An 18,016-nucleotide genomic window follows, 5' to 3' on the forward strand; every position below is an offset into this window, starting at 1 on the left:
CAACTTGTCATTAAACAGGTGCGCCCAATAAGCATAATGCGTAAACTAATTTGCAGAGAGTGGCTTATAGAGTAATTTGTTATAAATAACATCAAGCTATCAAGTTTTACATCCTTAAGCCGACATAAGACTAACAGCCGTTAAGGCGATTCGCATCCTAAAAAGAACGAGATAATGAGTTTAGAGCAACACAGCGCCTTAATTGAACAGCTAAAACCGTTACTGATGGAAGATAACTTCCAGGAATTGTTTGAGCATCTTACCGCGCAAGAATCTAACTCGACTCGCTTTTTATTGAAGATGGAACTCAAACGCCTATCGACGCCCTGCACCCGAATCATAGATTTAAGAGACAAATCTGAACTGCCCTGCGAAATGGTCAAACACGGGACGCAATCGCACTTTCTCGACCCTCATGCTAAAAACAGTTTTATCGAAGCCTTAGCCCTGTACCAAAATCAGTATACATTGGGCGTGTATGAGCATGTATTTATCCGACATAAAAACCGCCGCAGCAAAATCAGTACCGCAGCGGATCCCGCAGAGTTAACTCAGAATCCTTTTATTGCCTCTGGCGCAGTATTGGGTAGCTATTTCAGTCGCAGTGAAGAGCGTATGAACTACGCCATTCGCATTGGAGTGTTACAGCCCGGCGTCAGTGAAGTCAATGGCATCACAGTCGATCTCTCCGTCGGTGGCGCAAGGGTACGTTTACCCATTCATCACGGTCTTAATATCGACCAACCTTTACGGGTTAAGCTGCTGGATTTAAGCAAAGAATATTATTTCGATGATCTACAAAAAGGCGTCGATTACCAAGTCGTCGATGTTGAAAGCAACAACCAATACAGCTGGATGCGGCTAAAGCGCATCAGTGGCAGCGAAGCCTTAGCCGATATGCTGGGCAACTTAATTCAAGGCTATAAGTTTCGCTATAAGGTCGATATCAACGATATTTTAGTGGCCGCTAAAGGGTTAGGACTAGAGCGTCACTATCTACCAACCTTGCCTCATCTAGCCCTATATGCTGAACACTTAGACGAGCAGTATCAGATAACTCATGAGCTGCTTAGCCGTGATAATCAGCAAATTCAACAATACTTTAAAGATGAAAAACAACACTATCAGCTCGATGGAATGTTAACGCCAGCCAGATTAAAAGCCGCGATTGAGCATCCTAAAAAAATAGAACATAACCTGTTTTTCTGCTTCACCTTCAGCAACCAAGGCAGCGTATTTTATTACAGCGCCACCTTAGCCGAACTTCAACGCGATGATAAGCTTGGGCTGTTAATGAACTTTGCTTCAAGCCAAACTAGCTGGAGAATCTTTAAATTAACCAGCAGTGAAATCGATCACCAAACATCCTATAAATCCAGTATTTTACCTGGAGACAGCAGCTTTTATTCTGCCCTCACCGAAGCACAACTAAAACGTTTTAGCCATGTACTCCAGCTCATCGATTTAACCAATGACAAGGCATTAAGCCATTATCGCCAATGGGATAGTAAGGGCCTTAAGCCCAATGATTTAAAGCCCTATGCCCAAACTAAACTGACGCAAAATAAAATAAAAAACCTGTTTTTAGAGTTCAGCGAAAGACGCAATGAAGCTCGATTTTCCTTTAAGACACAAGTCAGCGTCCGTTATGAAAACCAGCTTTATCATGGCATCAGCTTAGATATTTCGGGTAAAGGATTACAAGTCAGTTTAGATACGCCAAGTCATATCCCAGCGAATAGCACTGTGTTGTTGAGCTTACCCAAACTGCAGCCTTTAGCGGGTAATAGCAAATTGGTTCAGCTGCCCTACCGAGTCGTACGCAGCCGCAAAAACCACACCCTATTGCACCTCTCGGCCATACTCGGACACTCGCCCCATGTTGGCGTCGCCTTTTTAAACCGATTAATTGAAGCCAATCGCGATAAGTTACCTAAGCTAAGTGAAGTTAACAGCGATATCAAAGAGTTGGCTGATGGGCTGAAAAACTTATTGATGAGAAAGTTAGCCTCAGTGCCTTACTTTGTTGAAAAAACCGCAAAGTCGGCCAAATTGGCTCTACTAGGTGTAAGTAAAAATGGCAATGAAGTGTCAGATCTGTTCGCCGCCCTTGCCGATACCCCTTTGGAATATGATCTCAGCGCATTGCTCGATAAAGGGCAACTCAAGCGGGACTTTATTGACCCTATTCGTCAATTAGAGCCAAACGCTGAACTAGATTTTTTTGAGGTTTTCGTTCAGGTGTCACGTCAATCCCAAGGACGAATTAAGCTTAAATGCTATCAGCCAGAAGCATTAGGCGATCATCAGGCTCAACAACACTTTATTCATCAAAGCCAAAACTTGGGTAAGTTTATGGCACTGAGAATTTATCGAGCTCCCGCTGCAAAAGCAGATCTCAATTACATCAAGCGTGAGAGGGAATATATCGCTGTTCATGCTCAGCATAAAGCCAAGCAACTTGAACAGTTACTGTGGCGAATTATCGGCGTTGGCGAGTTACTCGATATCACTGCAGAGGTGATGCTGCGCTATCCAGAACTGCATTCAGCTTACCTCGATACTGAGCAATAAATAAGATACAAAAAAGCCCATATCTAATTCGATATGGGCTTTTTTAATCACGCTGGATTATTGTAGCTATTAGCTTAAATCCAGCAGCATGTAGGGAAGCACTCTTAAATCCAATTTATCGATAGCTGCATCGGCCGCGCTGCGCAGCTTAGGTTTAGCATGAAATGCAATACCAAAATCGGCGGCTTGCACCATAGGAATATCGTTCGCCCCGTCACCGATCGCCAGACGTTGTCCTACTGGGATATGCCACTGCTCAGCGCAGTTCAGCACAGTATCGGCTTTAAATTGCGCATCGACAACGGTGCCAATCACCTCGCCAGTCAGTTTACCCGCTTCAATCACTAGTTGATTAGCATAAGCGGCATCGAGTGATAACAGCTGTTTTAGGTGACCCACAAATGGCGTAAATCCACCCGAAGCCAACACCAAACGCCATTGATGAGATTGCAGTTCGGCAATCATCTCCCTTAGACCGGGCATTAATGGCAAGTGTTCACATAAATTATCGATGATTTGTGCATCGGCTCCCGCTAGTTTAGCCACGCGAGATCGTAAACTTTGCTCAAAATCCAACTCACCTTGCATCGCACGTTCAGTCACTTCTGCAACCGCTTCACCAACGCCAGCCATCGCCGCTAATTCATCGATACATTCAATTTGAATAGCCGTCGAGTCCATATCCATGACCAACAACCCCGCGACATCTAATCGAGGCGATTGCGAAGACACTTCGACTAATTCGACGCCTTCAATAGCGATGAACGCATTTCGCTCAGCGTCAGTTAACGCTTGAGTTAATCCTAATTCGACACAGTAAAGTGCCGAGGTTCGCGTTATAGCCCCAAGGCTATTTAACTGACTTAAATTCAACATCAGTGGGCTCAGCAGTGTCTCGACCTCTAAGTCTGAATACACAACCCGCAAACGCATTAAATTGGCAGCAAGACTCGCCTCTTGATGACGAGAAAATCGCGTACCTTGGTACTCAAAGCTCTGTGAAACTTCATTATATATCCATGAAAATAATGAAATTTGGTGCTGTTTTTGTGCATTTTGCTGACTTTGCATTGCATCTCCGGCTATCGGGTTGAGCGATAATCTATTATGATTACTAAAACCCTTATCATCTTCAGGTATAACGTGTTTTTTCTTAAAGGATTAACGACATCCCACCAGCTGACTCGACTTATCCAAATTGCCATTGCGCTCGCGTTGATGGCGGGGCTGTATCAATTATGGGAAACAAGCCTACTACAAGGTCAGCAGCTTCTAAAGTCCCAAACGCAAAAGATGGCACGATTATTAGTACAACAGACGGCTTATGGTGCGGCGCCCGCATTGCAGTTAGAAAATGATGAGCAGTTACAATGGCTCACTAGCGCGCTGGTTCTCGACCCAAAAGTAATGTCTGCAACTATCTACAGTGACCAGGGACAGCGACTTTCATTTTCGCAAAGTGTCACCGACGACGATCTGGAAGCCGACTCGCAAGAGCTAAAAGATCTTCTCGCGCCCTACCCACCCTATGTCGAAGCAGTGATTCAAGATGATAAGAATTTAGGCTACATCGAAGTTAGATTAGAGCCCAAGCTGTTTTTTAATGAGATAAAAGAAGCCCACCAGGTCAATATGGATCAGCAACAGATGATGCTATTAATCGCGGGATTAATCGGCTTGTTACTGTCTCGCGCACTGTCGTTTAAGCGTGCAGATTTCGATAGACGTAAAACTAAGAGTAAACTGGGAAAGAAACTGGCTGCAGCGCTCAAGGTGAATAAGAGTGCCGATAGCACAGAGTAGCTTTGAAGCATGGATACAAAAAAACGGGCATTACGCCCGTTTTGTTTCTAACAGCTCAATAAAATTACAATGTAATCGCTGCTTCTAATGTCATTTCAATCATTTCGTTGAAAGTGGTTTGACGTTCATCAGAAGAGGTCTTTTCACCGGTACGAATATGATCTGAAACTGTCACCACACAAAGGGCCTTTGCGCCAAATTCTTTGGCTACGCCGTAAAGACCCGCAGCTTCCATCTCAACACCAAGTACATCCATTTTTTCCATAACATCAAACATTTCTGGATCTGGTGTATAGAAAAGGTCTGCGGAGAAAACATTACCGACACGGTACTTAGTGCCTTTTGCTTCAGCCGCTTTAACTACCGCACTAAGCAAGCTGTAATCACAAATTGCAGCGAAATCTTGGCCCTTGAAGCGCAGACGGTTAACTTGCGAATCGGTACAAGCCCCCATGCCAATCAAAACGTCACGGACTTTTACATCAGTGCTGATGGCGCCACAGGTGCCCACACGGATAAGGTTTTTAACACCATAATCTTTAATTAATTCAGTGGCATATATAGAGCAAGATGGAATACCCATGCCTGACCCCATTACTGAGATACGCACACCTTTATAGGTACCAGTGAAACCCAGCATGTTACGTACGTCAGTGACTTGTTCAACATTCTCAAGAAATGTCTCAGCGATATATTTTGCACGCAATGGATCGCCAGGAAAAAGTACTGTATCTGCAAATGCACCATCTACTGCATTAATATGTGGTGTAGCCATTGTTATAACCCCTATTCATAGACTTAAGTCTTTTGAGTATTGGCGGCCATCATCCAACCGCCAAGTTAAAAATTAGATTAAATTAAAGTATGTTGCTCAAGTATTTATATCGCCATTACGCGACAAAAGATTCCCCATAAGCCATAGGCTCAAGCTCGAAATAACTCGCAATACTCTGACCGATATCGGCAAAACTATTACGCAAGCCTAATGAGCCCGCCGCTAGACCTGCACCATAGGCCAACACAGGGACTCGCTCGCGAGTATGATCTGTTCCCTGCCATGTTGGATCGCAACCATGATCTGCGGTTAACAGCAGCAAATCATCTTCGCTCAATAAGGCTAAAATCTCTGGCAAACGACTATCGAAATATTCCAGTGCGCGGGCATAACCGGCAATATCACGGCGATGGCCGTAATGAGAGTCGAAATCAACAAAGTTGGTAAACACTATGGTACGGTCGCCTGCTTGCTTCACTTGCTCAAGCGTGGCGTCAAATAATGCTTCGAGCCCAGTGGCTTTCACTTTCTGAGTGATACCGCAATGAGCATAGATATCGGCAATCTTACCGACACTAACGACTTCACCACCTGCCTCTTTAAGCTTATCGAGCACGGTTTTTGCTGGTGGTTCTACCGCGTAGTCACGACGATTACCTGTGCGAGCAAAGTCACTTGGGCCAGTGCCGACGAATGGACGAGCAATCACTCGGCCAATGTTATACGGCTCAAGCTCTTCACGAGCGATAATGCACAGTTCGTAGAGTTTCTCTAGACCAAAGGTGTCTTCATGACAGGCGATTTGGAATACCGAATCAGCCGAGGTATAAAAAATTGGTAACCCTGAAGCCATATGTTGCTCACCAAGCTCTTCTAAAATCGCAGTACCCGAAGCATGGCAATTCCCCAGATAATCACTTAGTCCAGCACGCGCTAAAATTTTGTCCGTTAGCTCTTTAGGGAAAGAATTGGTCAGGTCGCTAAAATAGCCCCATTCATATAAAACAGGCACTCCTGCCATTTCCCAGTGACCACTTGGTGTATCTTTACCCGAACTCAGCTCATCGGCATAGCCATATGCACCAATCAATTCAACGTCATCAGCAAATCCTGCAGCGAATGAGCCCGTACTTTCTTTACCAGCATGACCTAGACCTAACTTGGCTAAATTAGGTAACTTTAACGGTCCTTCACGGCCTTCGTTGGCCCTACCTTCGGCACACGCTTTAGCAATATGACCAAAGGTATCGGCACCAACATCACCAAAAGCTTCAGCATCTTTCGCAGCGCCGACCCCAAAGGAGTCGAGCATCATAATTACGGTTCTTTTCATCAATACTTCTCCTAGAGATCTTGTTTACGAATGTAGCGGTAGATCTCTGGTGTTTTCTCTGGCGCACTATCGCCAATATGAATGGCTTGCTTTACGGCAGCAGCCGCTTCTTCAAAGGCGCTTTCTGACTGAGCGTGGATCATCGCAATCGGCTTGTCACTGTTTATCTCGTCACCCAAAGCGCACACTTGAGTTAATCCGACGCTGTAATCCAAGCTATCGCCTGGCTTACGACGGCCACCACCTAAGGTGACAACTGCTAAGCCGAGTTCACGAGTATCCATGGCGCGAGCAAAGCCAGTTTTGTCTGCGTATACAGGGCGAATGATCTGCGCTTGAGGCAGATATTTAGCGTAGTTCTCGATAAAATCAGCTGGGCCACCTAAACCTGAAATCATTCGTCCGAAGATATCAGCAGCCTTTCCGTTATCCAGCACTTGATTTAATTTACTACGGGCTTCAGCTTCACTTGTAGCTAAGCCACCCAGTTGCAACATCTCGGCACATAAACCCATAGTGACTTCATAAAGGCGCGGATTACGATACGCACCGGTTAAGAAATCCACCGCCTCTTTCACTTCAACGGCATTCCCCGCACAGGAAGCCAATACTTGGTTCATATCGGTAAGCAATGCAGTGGTGCGAGTCCCCGCGCCATTAGCAACCGCGGTAATGCTACGAGCCAGCTCTTCAGACGCTTCGTAGGTCGGCATAAATGCGCCGCTACCCACTTTGACGTCCATGGCAAGCGCATCGAGACCCGCTGCCAGTTTTTTAGATAGAATTGAAGCGGTTATCAGCGAAATAGATTCAACCGTGGCAGTGTTATCGCGAATAGAATAGAAACGTTTATCGGCAGGCACCAAGTCACCGGTTTGACCGATAATCGCCACCCCAGCTTCTTTGACGACTTTACGAAATAGCGCGCTGTCGGGCTCAGTTTGATAGCCAGGAATGGCATCGAACTTATCTAAGGTACCTCCTGTATGACCTAGCCCACGGCCGGATATCATCGGTACATAACCGCCGCAGGCGGCAGCCATGGGACCAAGCATTAAACTGATCACATCACCGACACCACCAGTGCTGTGCTTATCTATGATTGGGCCATCAAGGCCGAGGTTTTTCCAATTAAGTACCGTTCCTGAATCACGCATCGCGGTGGTGAGTGCAATACGTTCATCCATATTCATATCGTTAAAATAAACCGCCATACCCAGTGCAGCGATCTGACCTTCAGAAACACTGTTATCAGTAATGCCTTTAACGAAAAACTGGATTTCCGGTGTGCTTAACGCCTCACCATTGCGCTTTTTACGAATAATCTCTTGTGCTAGAAACATATAACTGCCCCCAAATTTGCCGCAGCTAACCAACCGCTACGATAAACTCTTTTAGATGCCAGCAGCTCAATAAACTGTCTTCGCTGCTAGCTTCTACAAATGGATTAACTCACTTAAACTGTCAAACGGAGCCAATATTAGTAACCTTGAGGCCCTTTAGGCGCATCACCCATTTCTAAAGTGTGTAGCAGATTAACCAATAAACTAGAAGCACCGAAACGGAAGGTGTTAGGTGTCGCCCAATCATCGCCTAATATACGGGCAGCTAAAGAGAGAAATTCGTCAGCTGCTGCAGCATCGCGCACACCACCGGCTGGTTTGAAGCCCACTTTAGGATTCTTTTCGCTGATCACTGTCATCATAATTTCAGCAGCTTCGATAGTGGCATTCACAGCAACCTTACCGGTTGAGGTCTTAATAAAATCAGCACCGGCATCGATTGATAATTCCGATGCTTTACGAATAAGTGCCGGATCTTGCAATACACCAGACTCGATGATTACTTTGAGTAACACATCATCACCACACTCTTCTTTACAGGCTTTAACCAACTCAAAACCAAGAGTTTCGTTACCTTCCATCAAGGCGCGATATGGGAATACAACGTCGACCTCATCGGCACCATAGGCGACTGCGGCACGGGTTTCTAATACTGCAATAGCAATATCGTCATTACCGTGTGGAAAGTTAGTCACTGTGGCGATTTTAATCTCTTCACAACCCATTTCATTTAGGGTCTTACGTGCAATAGGAATAAAGCGAGGATAGATACAGATAGCCGCGGTGTTACCTGCCGGGGTTTGAGCCTTATGACATAACTCAATCACTTTTTGATCGGTATCGTCATCGTTCAAAGTGGTCAAATCCATCAATGCAATGGCTTTTTGTGCTGCTTTTTTTAAATCGCTCATAATAGCTCTCCGAAACGTAATCTATTAATTTTAAAAAATAAAACGAAATTAACGAATGACAGCACCTAAGGATTGGCATGTTTTGATTATAGTTGTGGCCTGGTCTTCGGCGTTGCCGTAAATCTTATCAGTTAGCATTAACAACTGAACTTAAGTTTACATATTCAGGTATTCAATGCCCCATCTTACACAGAGGCTATCCTGACACTGGGTCACGACTTGAATCCTTGAAGACCGGAAGGGGGAACGGCATTAAAATGCGTTAGTAATCTTGTTCCTGCCTTTCCGCGAAAAGTCCCTTTTAGCGCGTAAAACAATTAACTTTTAACTAAATAAGCTCTACAAATATAGATCATGCTTAGGTAAAGATTAATCTTAAATTTATAAAATTTTGATGAACATTTGATGGAAATTTGGAGCCACTCAAGCAGTGGCTCCAATACTTATAAATTCTTTTCTTAGAACTTGTAAGTCGCAGTAAAGTAGTGAGACCAACCTGTAGACTCAAGACCGACTAAACCGCCTTCGTTTTCAAGTAAGTAAACGTCTTTAAAGCCTTTTAGACCGTAACCCAAAGCGTAACGATCTGTGTGCCAGTAAAGACCGAAGAATGCAGCACCACCGCTTGATGTCATAGGAACAAATTGGTTACCTAGATCGTCATCACCACCGAACTGGTAATCAACATAACCTTGGAAAGACAGGAAGCTCTTATTATCGAAGAAGTAGAAAGGCTTGAACCAGTTAGCCGAGAACTGGTAACCGTTCCACTGCTTACGGTTTAGATCGTAATGAGCGTATAGGTTCATGCCAGTTTTGCCTAACCAAGGTACATTTACGTCAGCACCCACACCCCAGAAAGAAGCGTTAACGCCATCACCGTTTAGTCCGTCCCAGTTAAACAGTGTAGAGAAGTAAACTTCTTGAACTGGACCAAAAGAAAGATCTTTACCCGTTAGTGCATCGATAGAAACACGTGGAGCAAACTTCATGAAAATTTTGCTGGTACCTGAACCTGGATTCTTGTCACCATTGCTGGTTTCTTGGTTTGCTAGGTTAAATACATCAACGTAACCGTATAGGTCAAAAATACCTGAACGACCACCAAACTCCATCTCTAGGTAGTTGTGCTGATCACCCGTTGCTGGGTTATCTGGCTTCTCTCCTACAGAATACATTGCGTTGAACTGCATCCACTTATAATCAGAACCATGAAGATCTGAACGGTCTGCGGCTACTGCGCTACCTGACATTGCTGCTACAGCAGTAGCTGCTACAGCTAAAGTTTTAACGTTTTTCATCATCAACCCCATTTTGTATTTACCGCTCTTTATCGAGCAGGTCTTTCTATTTTTTGCGTCGCATTTTACGCAAATTAATCTAGATAACAACAAGATTAGCGTAAAATTTAGAACACAATATTTCCATAACAAAACAAACTTATTATTTCTGACACTATTTAGGTCTCATGCCCAATTCGGTCTAAGTTTGCTAGCGACAGTTACCTCCACCCCTGCAGAGATAACCTATTTAACGTAACTAACTGAAAAATGGCTTGGTTAACTTTGGCTCTGCCCAGCAGCAGAGCCACAGTTTCAGGGGATCCCCCCATGGTATTACCTGAGACTTAAAGTGCTAAGAACAAACCAGCTAAGGTTGCACTCATTAAGTTAGCTAATGAGCCAGCAATTACGGCACGTAGGCCAAGTCTCGCTAAATCGTGGCGACGTGTGGGTGCCATTGCACCTAGACCGCCAAGTAGAATCGCAATTGAAGATAAGTTAGCGAAACCACACAATGCAAACGAGATAATCGCTTTAGTTCTATCGCTCATCACAGCATTGGTTGCTTCAACTAGAATACCGCCATCAGCAACATCTTTTAGGTATGGCGCAAAATTGAGGTAAGCAACAAACTCGTTAACCACAATTTTCTGCCCAATGAAGGAACCTGCAACAAGAGCTTCATTCCAAGGTACACCGATAAGGAATGCCAATGGCATGAAAATGTAACCTAAGATCAATTCTAAGGTGATACCTTCAGCGCCGAAAAGACCCGTTACACCGCCGATGATGCCATTAATCATGGCAATTAAACCAACGAATGCAATCAGCATTGCACCCACGTTTAGCGCTAAATGCATACCAGATGAAGCACCTGCTGCTGCCGCGTCTAATACGTTAGCTGGCTTATCAGGATCTTCTGGCAGTTCTTCCATCTCATTAACCGTTTTTTCGGTTTCTGGATGCATTAGCTTAGCCATTAATAGACCACCAGGTGCCGCCATGAACGATGCTGCCACTAGGTATTCAATTGGTACACCCATCTGCGCATAACCAGCAAGCACTGAACCAGCGATAGAAGCCAGACCGCCCACCATGATGGCGAACAGTTCTGATTGAGTCATGGTTGCAATAAACGGACGAACCACAAGTGGTGCTTCAGTCTGACCGACGAAGATATTGGCGGTTGCTGACATAGATTCTGTACGGCTAGTACCAAGGGCTTTTTGAAGACCACCACCGATAATACGGATGATCCACTGCATAATGCCTAAGTAATAAAGTACAGCAATAAGTGAAGAGAAGAATACGATAACGGGAAGTACGTTAATCGCGAAAATGAAACCGACTTTAAATTGGGCTAAATCGCCAAATAAAAAGTTGATACCGTCTTGAGCATAACTAATAACGCTCGATACGCCGTTTGAAACGGTTTGTAGAATGTCTTTACCAATTGGTGTCCACAATACAAAACCCGCAAAAAATGCCTGAATTGCAAGAGCGCCGAATACGGTACGCTTATTAATAGCTTTTCTATCTGTTGATAATAGAAAAGCAATTGCGAGTAGGACGACCACCCCTACTAAACTCATTAAAATATCCATTAACCATCACCCTATATGTTAATATTTTTTAATTTTGCTGTTAACCAACCTTTTTCCCTGCCAGATTATACTCGACAGAATGTCTAAAATCGTCGCTTTGATCATATTTTTAAAGTTTTATTTCAATACCTTAGCCAAAAAACTCGATGCGATTTACATCTGTTTTTTGAAAAATAAGCTAAAGCTCAAAGAGTTGCACAGTGTTTTGAAACACTTGTTCTGATATTAGAACATTAGATTTTTTTTGCAATATGGCGATTTTTTCAACAACTAAAGGCAAAATCGAACAAGATTCATCGGTATTGTTAACAGTTTGCAGTTGTTTTCGCTGTTGGACTAAGGCGATATCGGTTTCGATCACAAAAGCAGTTAAAGGAAGTTTGATGATGACTTCATCTAGCTTTTTCGCCTGCTCATTGAGTAGCAAATGGCCTATGCCTAACTTAAAACCACACGCTAAATATTGCTCAGCTAACTCTACGCTACCATAAAAACCATGTATAACCCCGCCAATGGGTGAATATTGGCGAAGTAAACCGAGCACCTCATGATGAGCTCTTACACTATGAATGATAAGGGGTAGATGATGGGTTTTCGCCAATTGAATTTGCGCCTCGAAACAGCCGAGTTGCCGCTGCCAAACTGTGCCATTATCTCGCCCCTTATTACTATTTAAGCCATCTAAGCCACATTCACCAACGGCGACTAAACGCTTATCTTTTTGATGTTGCTCAAGTAACAAGCTGAGCTCTTCAATCTCGCTACGCCAATCTTCATCGCAATACCAAGGATGAATACCTAAGGCGTAGCTAGATTGATATTGCTTGGCAATACGTAACTGCTTTTGCCAGCGATGACTCGAGACTCCGGGGATCAAGCTGTGGACTAGTCCCGCTTGCTGCAATGACTGCATTAACGGCTGACGAATAGTGTCAAACTCGTCGAAGTCGAGATGAATATGGCTATCGATAAATCTAAGCTGACTGTTATTTTCAGCGTCTCTAGACACAAGATCCTCGCTATTGCGTACAAAATCAGGGGGAAACTCACTGACTAATAACTCATGTTAACCAGCATATGCGTCATTAATGTTAACAGTTAGCACAAATTTCAGGCATAAAAAAAGCAGCCTGAACTGCTTTTTTAAATAGAAGGTAAATCTTAAGTGGCGAGGTTAATTTTCACGCGTCTTAGCAAACTCAATATCAGGATAACGTTCCATCGACAAATTCAAGTTCACCATACTAGGAGCTACATAAGTTAAGTTGTCACCGCCATCAAGTGCTAAGTTATTACTACACTTGCGCTTAAACTCTTCGAGCTTCTTATGGTCATTACAATAAACCCAGCGTGCAGTCGCCACGCTGATGGCTTCGTAAATCGCTTCAACTTTATATTCACTCTTGAGACGCTGTACCACTACTTCAAACTGTAGCACACCGACTGCACCAACAATCAGATCGTTTGAATCGAGCGGTCTAAACACCTGTACAGCGCCCTCTTCAGACAACTGAACTAAGCCTTTTAATAATTGCTTTTGCTTCAGCGGATCTTTCAAACGGATACGGCGGAACATCTCTGGCGCAAAGTTTGGAATGCCGGTAAAGCGCATCTTTTCGCCTTGGGTAAAGGTATCACCAATACGGATAGTACCGTGATTATGTAGGCCAATAATATCGCCAGGGTAAGCCGCTTCGGCGCGGTTACGGTCGCCCGCCATAAAGGTCAAAGCGTCACTGACGTTAACATCTTTACCTAAACGCACATGATGCATCTTCATGCCTTGTTCATATCGGCCAGAGCAGATACGCATAAAGGCGACGCGGTCACGATGCTTAGGATCCATATTCGCTTGGATCTTAAATACAAAACCACTGAACTTAGATTCTTCAGGCTGTACGTCTCTTAAATCAGACTCTCGGGGCTGCGGACGCGGAGCCCACTCAACGATGCCATCGAGAATATGGTCAACACCAAAGTTGCCCAAAGCAGTACCGAAAAATACTGGGGTTAATTCACCCTTTAAGAAAGCGTCCAAATCAAACTCGTGCGAGGCGCCTACAACCAGCTCCATCTCATCACGCAACTCTTGCGCATAGCTACCAAGGGCTTCATCTAATTCAGGGTTATCTATGCCTTTGATCACCCGAGAATCTTGAATCGTGTGTCCCATACCATTCTGATAAAGGATCACTTCATCACGCAGTAGGTGATACACGCCTTTGAACTCTTTACCAGCACCGATTGGCCAGGTAATTGGAGCGCAGGCGATATTAAGAATATCTTCAACTTCATCCATCAGCTCGATAGGATCACGAATATCGCGGTCAAGCTTGTTCATGAAGGTGACAATTGGCGTATCACGCAGACGTGTCACTTCCATCAACTTAATGGTACGTTGCTCAACACCTTTCGCCGAGTCAATTACCATCAAGCAGGAGTCGACCGCGGTTAAAGTACGATAGGTATCTTCAGAGAAGTCTTCGTGACCAGGAGTGTCCAGCAGGTTGACCAAAGCATCATGATAAGGAAATTGCATCACAGAAGTGGTAATAGAAATACCACGGTCTTTTTCCATCTCCATCCAGTCAGATTTGGCATGTTGACCCGACTTCTTACCTTTTACGGTACCGGCCTTTTGCAAAGCATTACCGAATAATAATACTTTTTCAGTAATGGTGGTTTTACCCGCATCGGGGTGCGAAATAATGGCAAAAGTTCGACGCTTGTCGACTTCAACTTTGTAGCCTGACATGGTTACCTGCGAATAGTGGGATGTTAAAAGCCGACAATTATAGCCGCTAGCTACTTGTATGGCTAGCATGTTAGGCCTATGAAGCCGACACCAAACTTAGCCACGATAATACCAATCGCAGTAATTATCTGATCATTCTTGCTAATTAAAATCGCCGATAAACGTGTTGTAAATTTTGTTATTAGAATACCTAGTTACTGCAATTTACGCCTTGTTCTCGACAATTTTTCCTGCGCCCTTTTCTGTTACAAACGGGCTGCTCACTAATTTACTTTGATTGGTATAAGCATCAAATTGAGATTTAAAAACAAAAAAGCCCCCAATCACTGGAGGCTTTTAACAAGATAATTTAATGCTTAATTCTGTTCGCTCTCTTGCTCTTCATGGGTCGCCATACGCGCCAACTCGACTCGAGCATATCGATGTTCAACAAAATCATAAATATTGGTCGCTAAAGCCAACTTAAAGTAGTTAGCGGCATCATTTAATTGGCCATTTCGCTGTGCCACTTTTGCTAAATAAAAATAGGCTTCACACAAACGCTCAGCATATTCATTCTGATGCTGAAGTCCCTCTTTAGCCGCATTGAATACATCGTCTTTGTTAATTTTACCTAGGTAAAAATCGACAATAACGGTCGCCCAATTGTCATCGGCAAGTAAACTGCGATGTTCGGTTAAATGCTGTTTAGCTGACTCAATGTCCACTTTCGCCTCGGTGATATAAAGCCACAACGCACGGTAACCATCTGTATCATCACCTTGATAGAAACGCTCCATATCAGTAACCGCAAGTTCATTGCGCTCACCGTAATAGAGAGCAATGCCTCTATTTAAATAGGCATAATCATAGTCAGGAGAGAGCTCAAGCACGGCATCAAAGGCTTCATAGGCACTTTCAAACTCACCTTCCTGGGTATAATAAATACCAATGAAATTGTATGCATCAGCCAAATTGGGCTGAATTTTTAGCGCTTGATGAAAGTCGATACGGCTTAATATGCGTAAGCCCACGCTATCGTAAATCACCCCACGATCATAATGAAAACGAGCACGTTGCTCAGGCGAGAGTTCAGCGGAAGCTAAAATATCATTGAGTCTTGCGAGGGTGATTTCTAATTTATAGTCGGGCATAACAGGGGCAACAACCAACCTTCCCTGTTCTGCATCATTACTTGATGAAGTTGAAACACATCCTGTCAATAACATACTCAGACTCGCTATTGCAGCGATAGTGGCCGAGCGTAATTTATAAGTCATCCATTTAACCTTCTTACTTGCGCACTAGTGTCAATCATAGCAATCCCGACACCTAACGGCTATCTGCATTTAAAAAAAACCAATAAAAAAGGAGACCTTGTGGTCTCCTTTAGTTAAAAGCTTAAACGATTACTCGCTAGCAGCTTCTTCTTTAGGTTGTGCTTCTTTCATAGAAAGACGAACACGACCTTGGCGATCAACTTCCATCACTTTCACTTTCACTTCTTGGCCAACTTCTAAGTAGTCAGACACGTTAGCGACACGCTCTTCAGCGATTTGTGAAATGTGTACCAGACCATCTTTACCAGGAAGAATAGTAACGAAAGCACCGAAATCAACGATACGAACCACTTTACCGTTATAAACCGTGCCCACTTCAACTTCAGCAGTGATCTCTTGGATACGACGGATAGCTTCTTTAGTGGCTTCGCCGTTTGCAGAAGCAATCTTAACTGTACCGTCATCTTCAAGTTCGATAGTGGTGCCAGTTTCTTCGGTTAGCGCACGAATTGTCGCACCACCTTTACCAATAACATCACGGATTTTCTCTGGGTTGATCTTCAATGTTGTGATACGTGGAGCGTGATCAGAGATATCTTCACGGTGACCAGAAATCGCTTGGTCCATCACATTAAGAATGTGAACACGTGCGCCGTAGGCTTGTTGCAGAGCGATCTGCATGATCTCTTGAGTGATACCTTCGATTTTGATATCCATCTGCAATGCAGTAATACCATCGCGAGTACCGGCTACTTTAAAGTCCATGTCACCGAGGTGATCTTCATCACCAAGGATGTCTGAAAGAACAACGAAGTCGTCGCCTTCTTTAACCAGACCCATAGCGATACCAGCTACTGAGCTCTTGATAGGTACACCTGCATCCATAAGTGCAAGTGAAGTACCACATACAGAAGCCATAGAGCTTGAACCGTTAGATTCAGTGATTTCAGATACGACACGAACGCTGTATGGGAACTCTTCTGCAGAAGGCATAACTGCGTTGATACCACGCCATGCTAGCTTACCGTGACCAATTTCACGACGCTTTGGCGAACCAACCATACCTGTTTCGCCCACTGAGTATGGAGGGAAGTTATAGTGCAGCATAAAGCGATTTGTGTATTCGCCCATGATGCTATCAATCTTCTGTGCATCACGTTCAGTACCTAAGGTACAAGTCACTAGCGCCTGAGTTTCACCACGAGTGAACAGAGAACTACCGTGAGTACGAGGTAATACACCAGCCATTACGTTCAACGCACGTATCATGTCTGGTTCACGACCATCGATACGTGGGTTACCGGCGATGATGCGACTGCGAACCACTTTTTTCTCTAGGCTACCAAGTAGACCATCAATTTCGCGTGCATCAGCGTCTGGATTTTCAGCCAATAATGCTTCTTTAGCCGCAGCTTTAACTACGCCAACTTGAGCGTAACGATCTTGCTTAACTTGAATTTGATAAGCTTCGGTCAGACCCGCTTCAGCCAAGTCTTTGATCTTAGCAACAAGTTCTGCATCTTGTACTGGCGCAGTCCAGTCCCATACAGGCTTGTTAACTTCGGCTTGTAATTCTTTAATCGCCTTAATTACAACTTGTTGTTGCTCATGACCATATACAACAGCACCTAGCATCACTTCTTCTGGTAATGCATTAGCTTCTGACTCAACCATAAGTACTGCGTTTTCAGTACCAGCAACAGATAACTCTAATTGGCTATCAGCAAGTTGAGATACAGTTGGGTTTAAGATGTATTCGCCATCAACATAACCCACACGTGCAGAACCGAGTGGACCATTAAACGGAATACCTGAAATAGACAGAGCCGCCGAAGTACCAATCATAGAGATAACTTCTGGGCTGATTTCAGGATCAATAGAAACAACAGTAATGATGACCTGAACTTCGTTCTTAAAGCCATTAGGGAATAATGGACGGATTGGACGGTCAATCAGACGTGCAGTAAGAGTTTCACCTTCTGATGGACGACCTTCACGCTTGAAAAACCCACCAGGGATTTTACCCGCAGCGTATGTCTTTTCTTGGTAGTTAACGGTTAATGGGAAAAAGTCACGACCTGGCTCTTCAGCTTTCTTGCCCACAACAGTGACTAGTACTGTTGTATCACCCATACTAGCCAAAACAGCTGCATCTGCTTGACGTGCAATAACACCAGTCTCAAGTGTGACTGTATGCTGACCATATTCAAAACTTTTTACGATTGGATTCACGTGAACCATTCCTTAATTTAATAACCTTATTTTCGCGCCTAAGTATACTGCAAGTGCCATCAATAGATAAAGAGCGCATATTGATGACAAAGGTTAATCTTTAATTTAAAGTGATAATTAGGGTTGTTTTATATCATCTACCGC

13 protein-coding genes are annotated in these 18,016 nt (G+C 44.0%); 2 read left to right on the forward strand and 11 right to left on the reverse strand.

Annotated features, from left to right (window positions below; all coding sequences use genetic code 11):
* The first annotated feature begins 174 nt into the window (after positions 1-174).
* The gene (locus L1D21_RS10215; protein ID WP_239845144.1) at positions 175-2,574 is read left to right on the forward strand and encodes a PilZ domain-containing protein; all 2,400 of its coding nucleotides are present in this window, start codon (positions 175-177) and stop codon (positions 2,572-2,574) included.
* Positions 2,575-2,643: 69 nt separating this feature from the next.
* Here L1D21_RS10215 and serB read toward each other — a convergent pair whose 3' ends face one another.
* Entirely contained in the window at positions 2,644-3,645 is a 1,002-nt protein-coding gene (serB, locus tag L1D21_RS10220) for a phosphoserine phosphatase SerB (RefSeq protein WP_239845145.1), read from the reverse strand.
* Positions 3,646-3,681: 36 nt separating this feature from the next.
* Between serB and L1D21_RS10225 the strand changes: the two genes are divergently transcribed.
* The gene (locus L1D21_RS10225) at positions 3,682-4,377 is read left to right on the forward strand and encodes an AhpA/YtjB family protein (protein WP_239845146.1); all 696 of its coding nucleotides are present in this window, start codon (positions 3,682-3,684) and stop codon (positions 4,375-4,377) included.
* 64 nt (positions 4,378-4,441) lie between these two features.
* Here the strand turns inward: L1D21_RS10225 and deoD are convergent, their stop codons facing one another.
* From deoD to pnp, 10 genes are all read right to left on the reverse strand, one after another.
* On the reverse strand, positions 4,442-5,152 hold the full coding sequence (gene deoD / locus L1D21_RS10230) for a purine-nucleoside phosphorylase (protein WP_239845147.1): 711 nt from the start codon (positions 5,150-5,152) through the stop codon (positions 4,442-4,444).
* A 115-nt stretch (positions 5,153-5,267) separates the two neighbouring features.
* Positions 5,268-6,485: a phosphopentomutase gene (locus L1D21_RS10235; RefSeq protein WP_239845148.1), complete on the reverse strand. Its 1,218-nt coding sequence runs from the start codon at positions 6,483-6,485 to the stop codon at positions 5,268-5,270.
* Between the two features lie 11 nt (positions 6,486-6,496).
* Positions 6,497-7,828, reverse strand: coding sequence for a thymidine phosphorylase (gene deoA, locus L1D21_RS10240; RefSeq protein WP_239845149.1), 1,332 nt, complete (start codon positions 7,826-7,828; stop codon positions 6,497-6,499).
* A gap of 137 nt (positions 7,829-7,965) precedes the next feature.
* Positions 7,966-8,739 (reverse strand): deoxyribose-phosphate aldolase, encoded by a 774-nt coding sequence (gene deoC / locus L1D21_RS10245; protein WP_239845150.1) that lies wholly within the window; start codon positions 8,737-8,739, stop codon positions 7,966-7,968.
* Between the two features lie 458 nt (positions 8,740-9,197).
* Complete coding sequence (locus tag L1D21_RS10250; RefSeq protein ID WP_239845151.1) at positions 9,198-10,040, reverse strand: outer membrane protein OmpK; 843 nt, start codon at positions 10,038-10,040, stop codon at positions 9,198-9,200.
* Positions 10,041-10,366: 326 nt separating this feature from the next.
* Positions 10,367-11,626 (reverse strand): NupC/NupG family nucleoside CNT transporter, encoded by a 1,260-nt coding sequence (locus L1D21_RS10255; protein WP_239845152.1) that lies wholly within the window; start codon positions 11,624-11,626, stop codon positions 10,367-10,369.
* Positions 11,627-11,804: 178 nt separating this feature from the next.
* Positions 11,805-12,635 carry a TatD family hydrolase gene (locus tag L1D21_RS10260; RefSeq protein WP_239845153.1) on the reverse strand — a complete coding sequence of 277 codons (831 nt, stop codon included), beginning with the start codon at positions 12,633-12,635 and terminating at the stop codon, positions 11,805-11,807.
* Positions 12,636-12,800: 165 nt separating this feature from the next.
* On the reverse strand, positions 12,801-14,381 hold the full coding sequence (gene prfC / locus L1D21_RS10265; RefSeq protein WP_239845154.1) for a peptide chain release factor 3: 1,581 nt from the start codon (positions 14,379-14,381) through the stop codon (positions 12,801-12,803).
* 356 nt (positions 14,382-14,737) lie between these two features.
* On the reverse strand, positions 14,738-15,640 hold the full coding sequence (gene nlpI / locus L1D21_RS10270) for a lipoprotein NlpI (protein WP_239845155.1): 903 nt from the start codon (positions 15,638-15,640) through the stop codon (positions 14,738-14,740).
* 129 nt (positions 15,641-15,769) lie between these two features.
* A complete protein-coding gene (pnp, locus tag L1D21_RS10275; protein WP_239845156.1) occupies positions 15,770-17,872 on the reverse strand; it encodes a polyribonucleotide nucleotidyltransferase in 2,103 nt (700 codons plus the stop codon).
* Positions 17,873-18,016: the final 144 nt, after the last annotated feature.

The organism is Shewanella sp. Isolate11, assembly GCF_022398315.1.
Classification (GTDB): domain Bacteria; phylum Pseudomonadota; class Gammaproteobacteria; order Enterobacterales; family Shewanellaceae; genus Shewanella.

What these genes read in the sequence shown, in the direction of transcription:
- L1D21_RS10235 (WP_239845148.1), bottom strand. Translation starts at nt 6,485, where the DNA reads ATGAAAAGAACCGTAATTATGATGCTCGACTCCTTTGGGGTCGGCGCT.
- prfC (WP_239845154.1), bottom strand. Translation starts at nt 14,381, where the DNA reads ATGTCAGGCTACAAAGTTGAAGTCGACAAGCGTCGAACTTTTGCCATT.
- deoA (WP_239845149.1), bottom strand. Translation starts at nt 7,828, where the DNA reads ATGTTTCTAGCACAAGAGATTATTCGTAAAAAGCGCAATGGTGAGGCG.
- nlpI (WP_239845155.1), bottom strand. Translation starts at nt 15,640, where the DNA reads ATGACTTATAAATTACGCTCGGCCACTATCGCTGCAATAGCGAGTCTG.
- deoD (WP_239845147.1), bottom strand. Translation starts at nt 5,152, where the DNA reads ATGGCTACACCACATATTAATGCAGTAGATGGTGCATTTGCAGATACA.
- serB (WP_239845145.1), bottom strand. Translation starts at nt 3,645, where the DNA reads ATGCAAAGTCAGCAAAATGCACAAAAACAGCACCAAATTTCATTATTT.
- deoC (WP_239845150.1), bottom strand. Translation starts at nt 8,739, where the DNA reads ATGAGCGATTTAAAAAAAGCAGCACAAAAAGCCATTGCATTGATGGAT.
- L1D21_RS10215 (WP_239845144.1), top strand. Translation starts at nt 175, where the DNA reads ATGAGTTTAGAGCAACACAGCGCCTTAATTGAACAGCTAAAACCGTTA.
- L1D21_RS10250 (WP_239845151.1), bottom strand. Translation starts at nt 10,040, where the DNA reads ATGAAAAACGTTAAAACTTTAGCTGTAGCAGCTACTGCTGTAGCAGCA.
- L1D21_RS10255 (WP_239845152.1), bottom strand. Translation starts at nt 11,626, where the DNA reads ATGGATATTTTAATGAGTTTAGTAGGGGTGGTCGTCCTACTCGCAATT.
- L1D21_RS10225 (WP_239845146.1), top strand. Translation starts at nt 3,682, where the DNA reads ATGATTACTAAAACCCTTATCATCTTCAGGTATAACGTGTTTTTTCTT.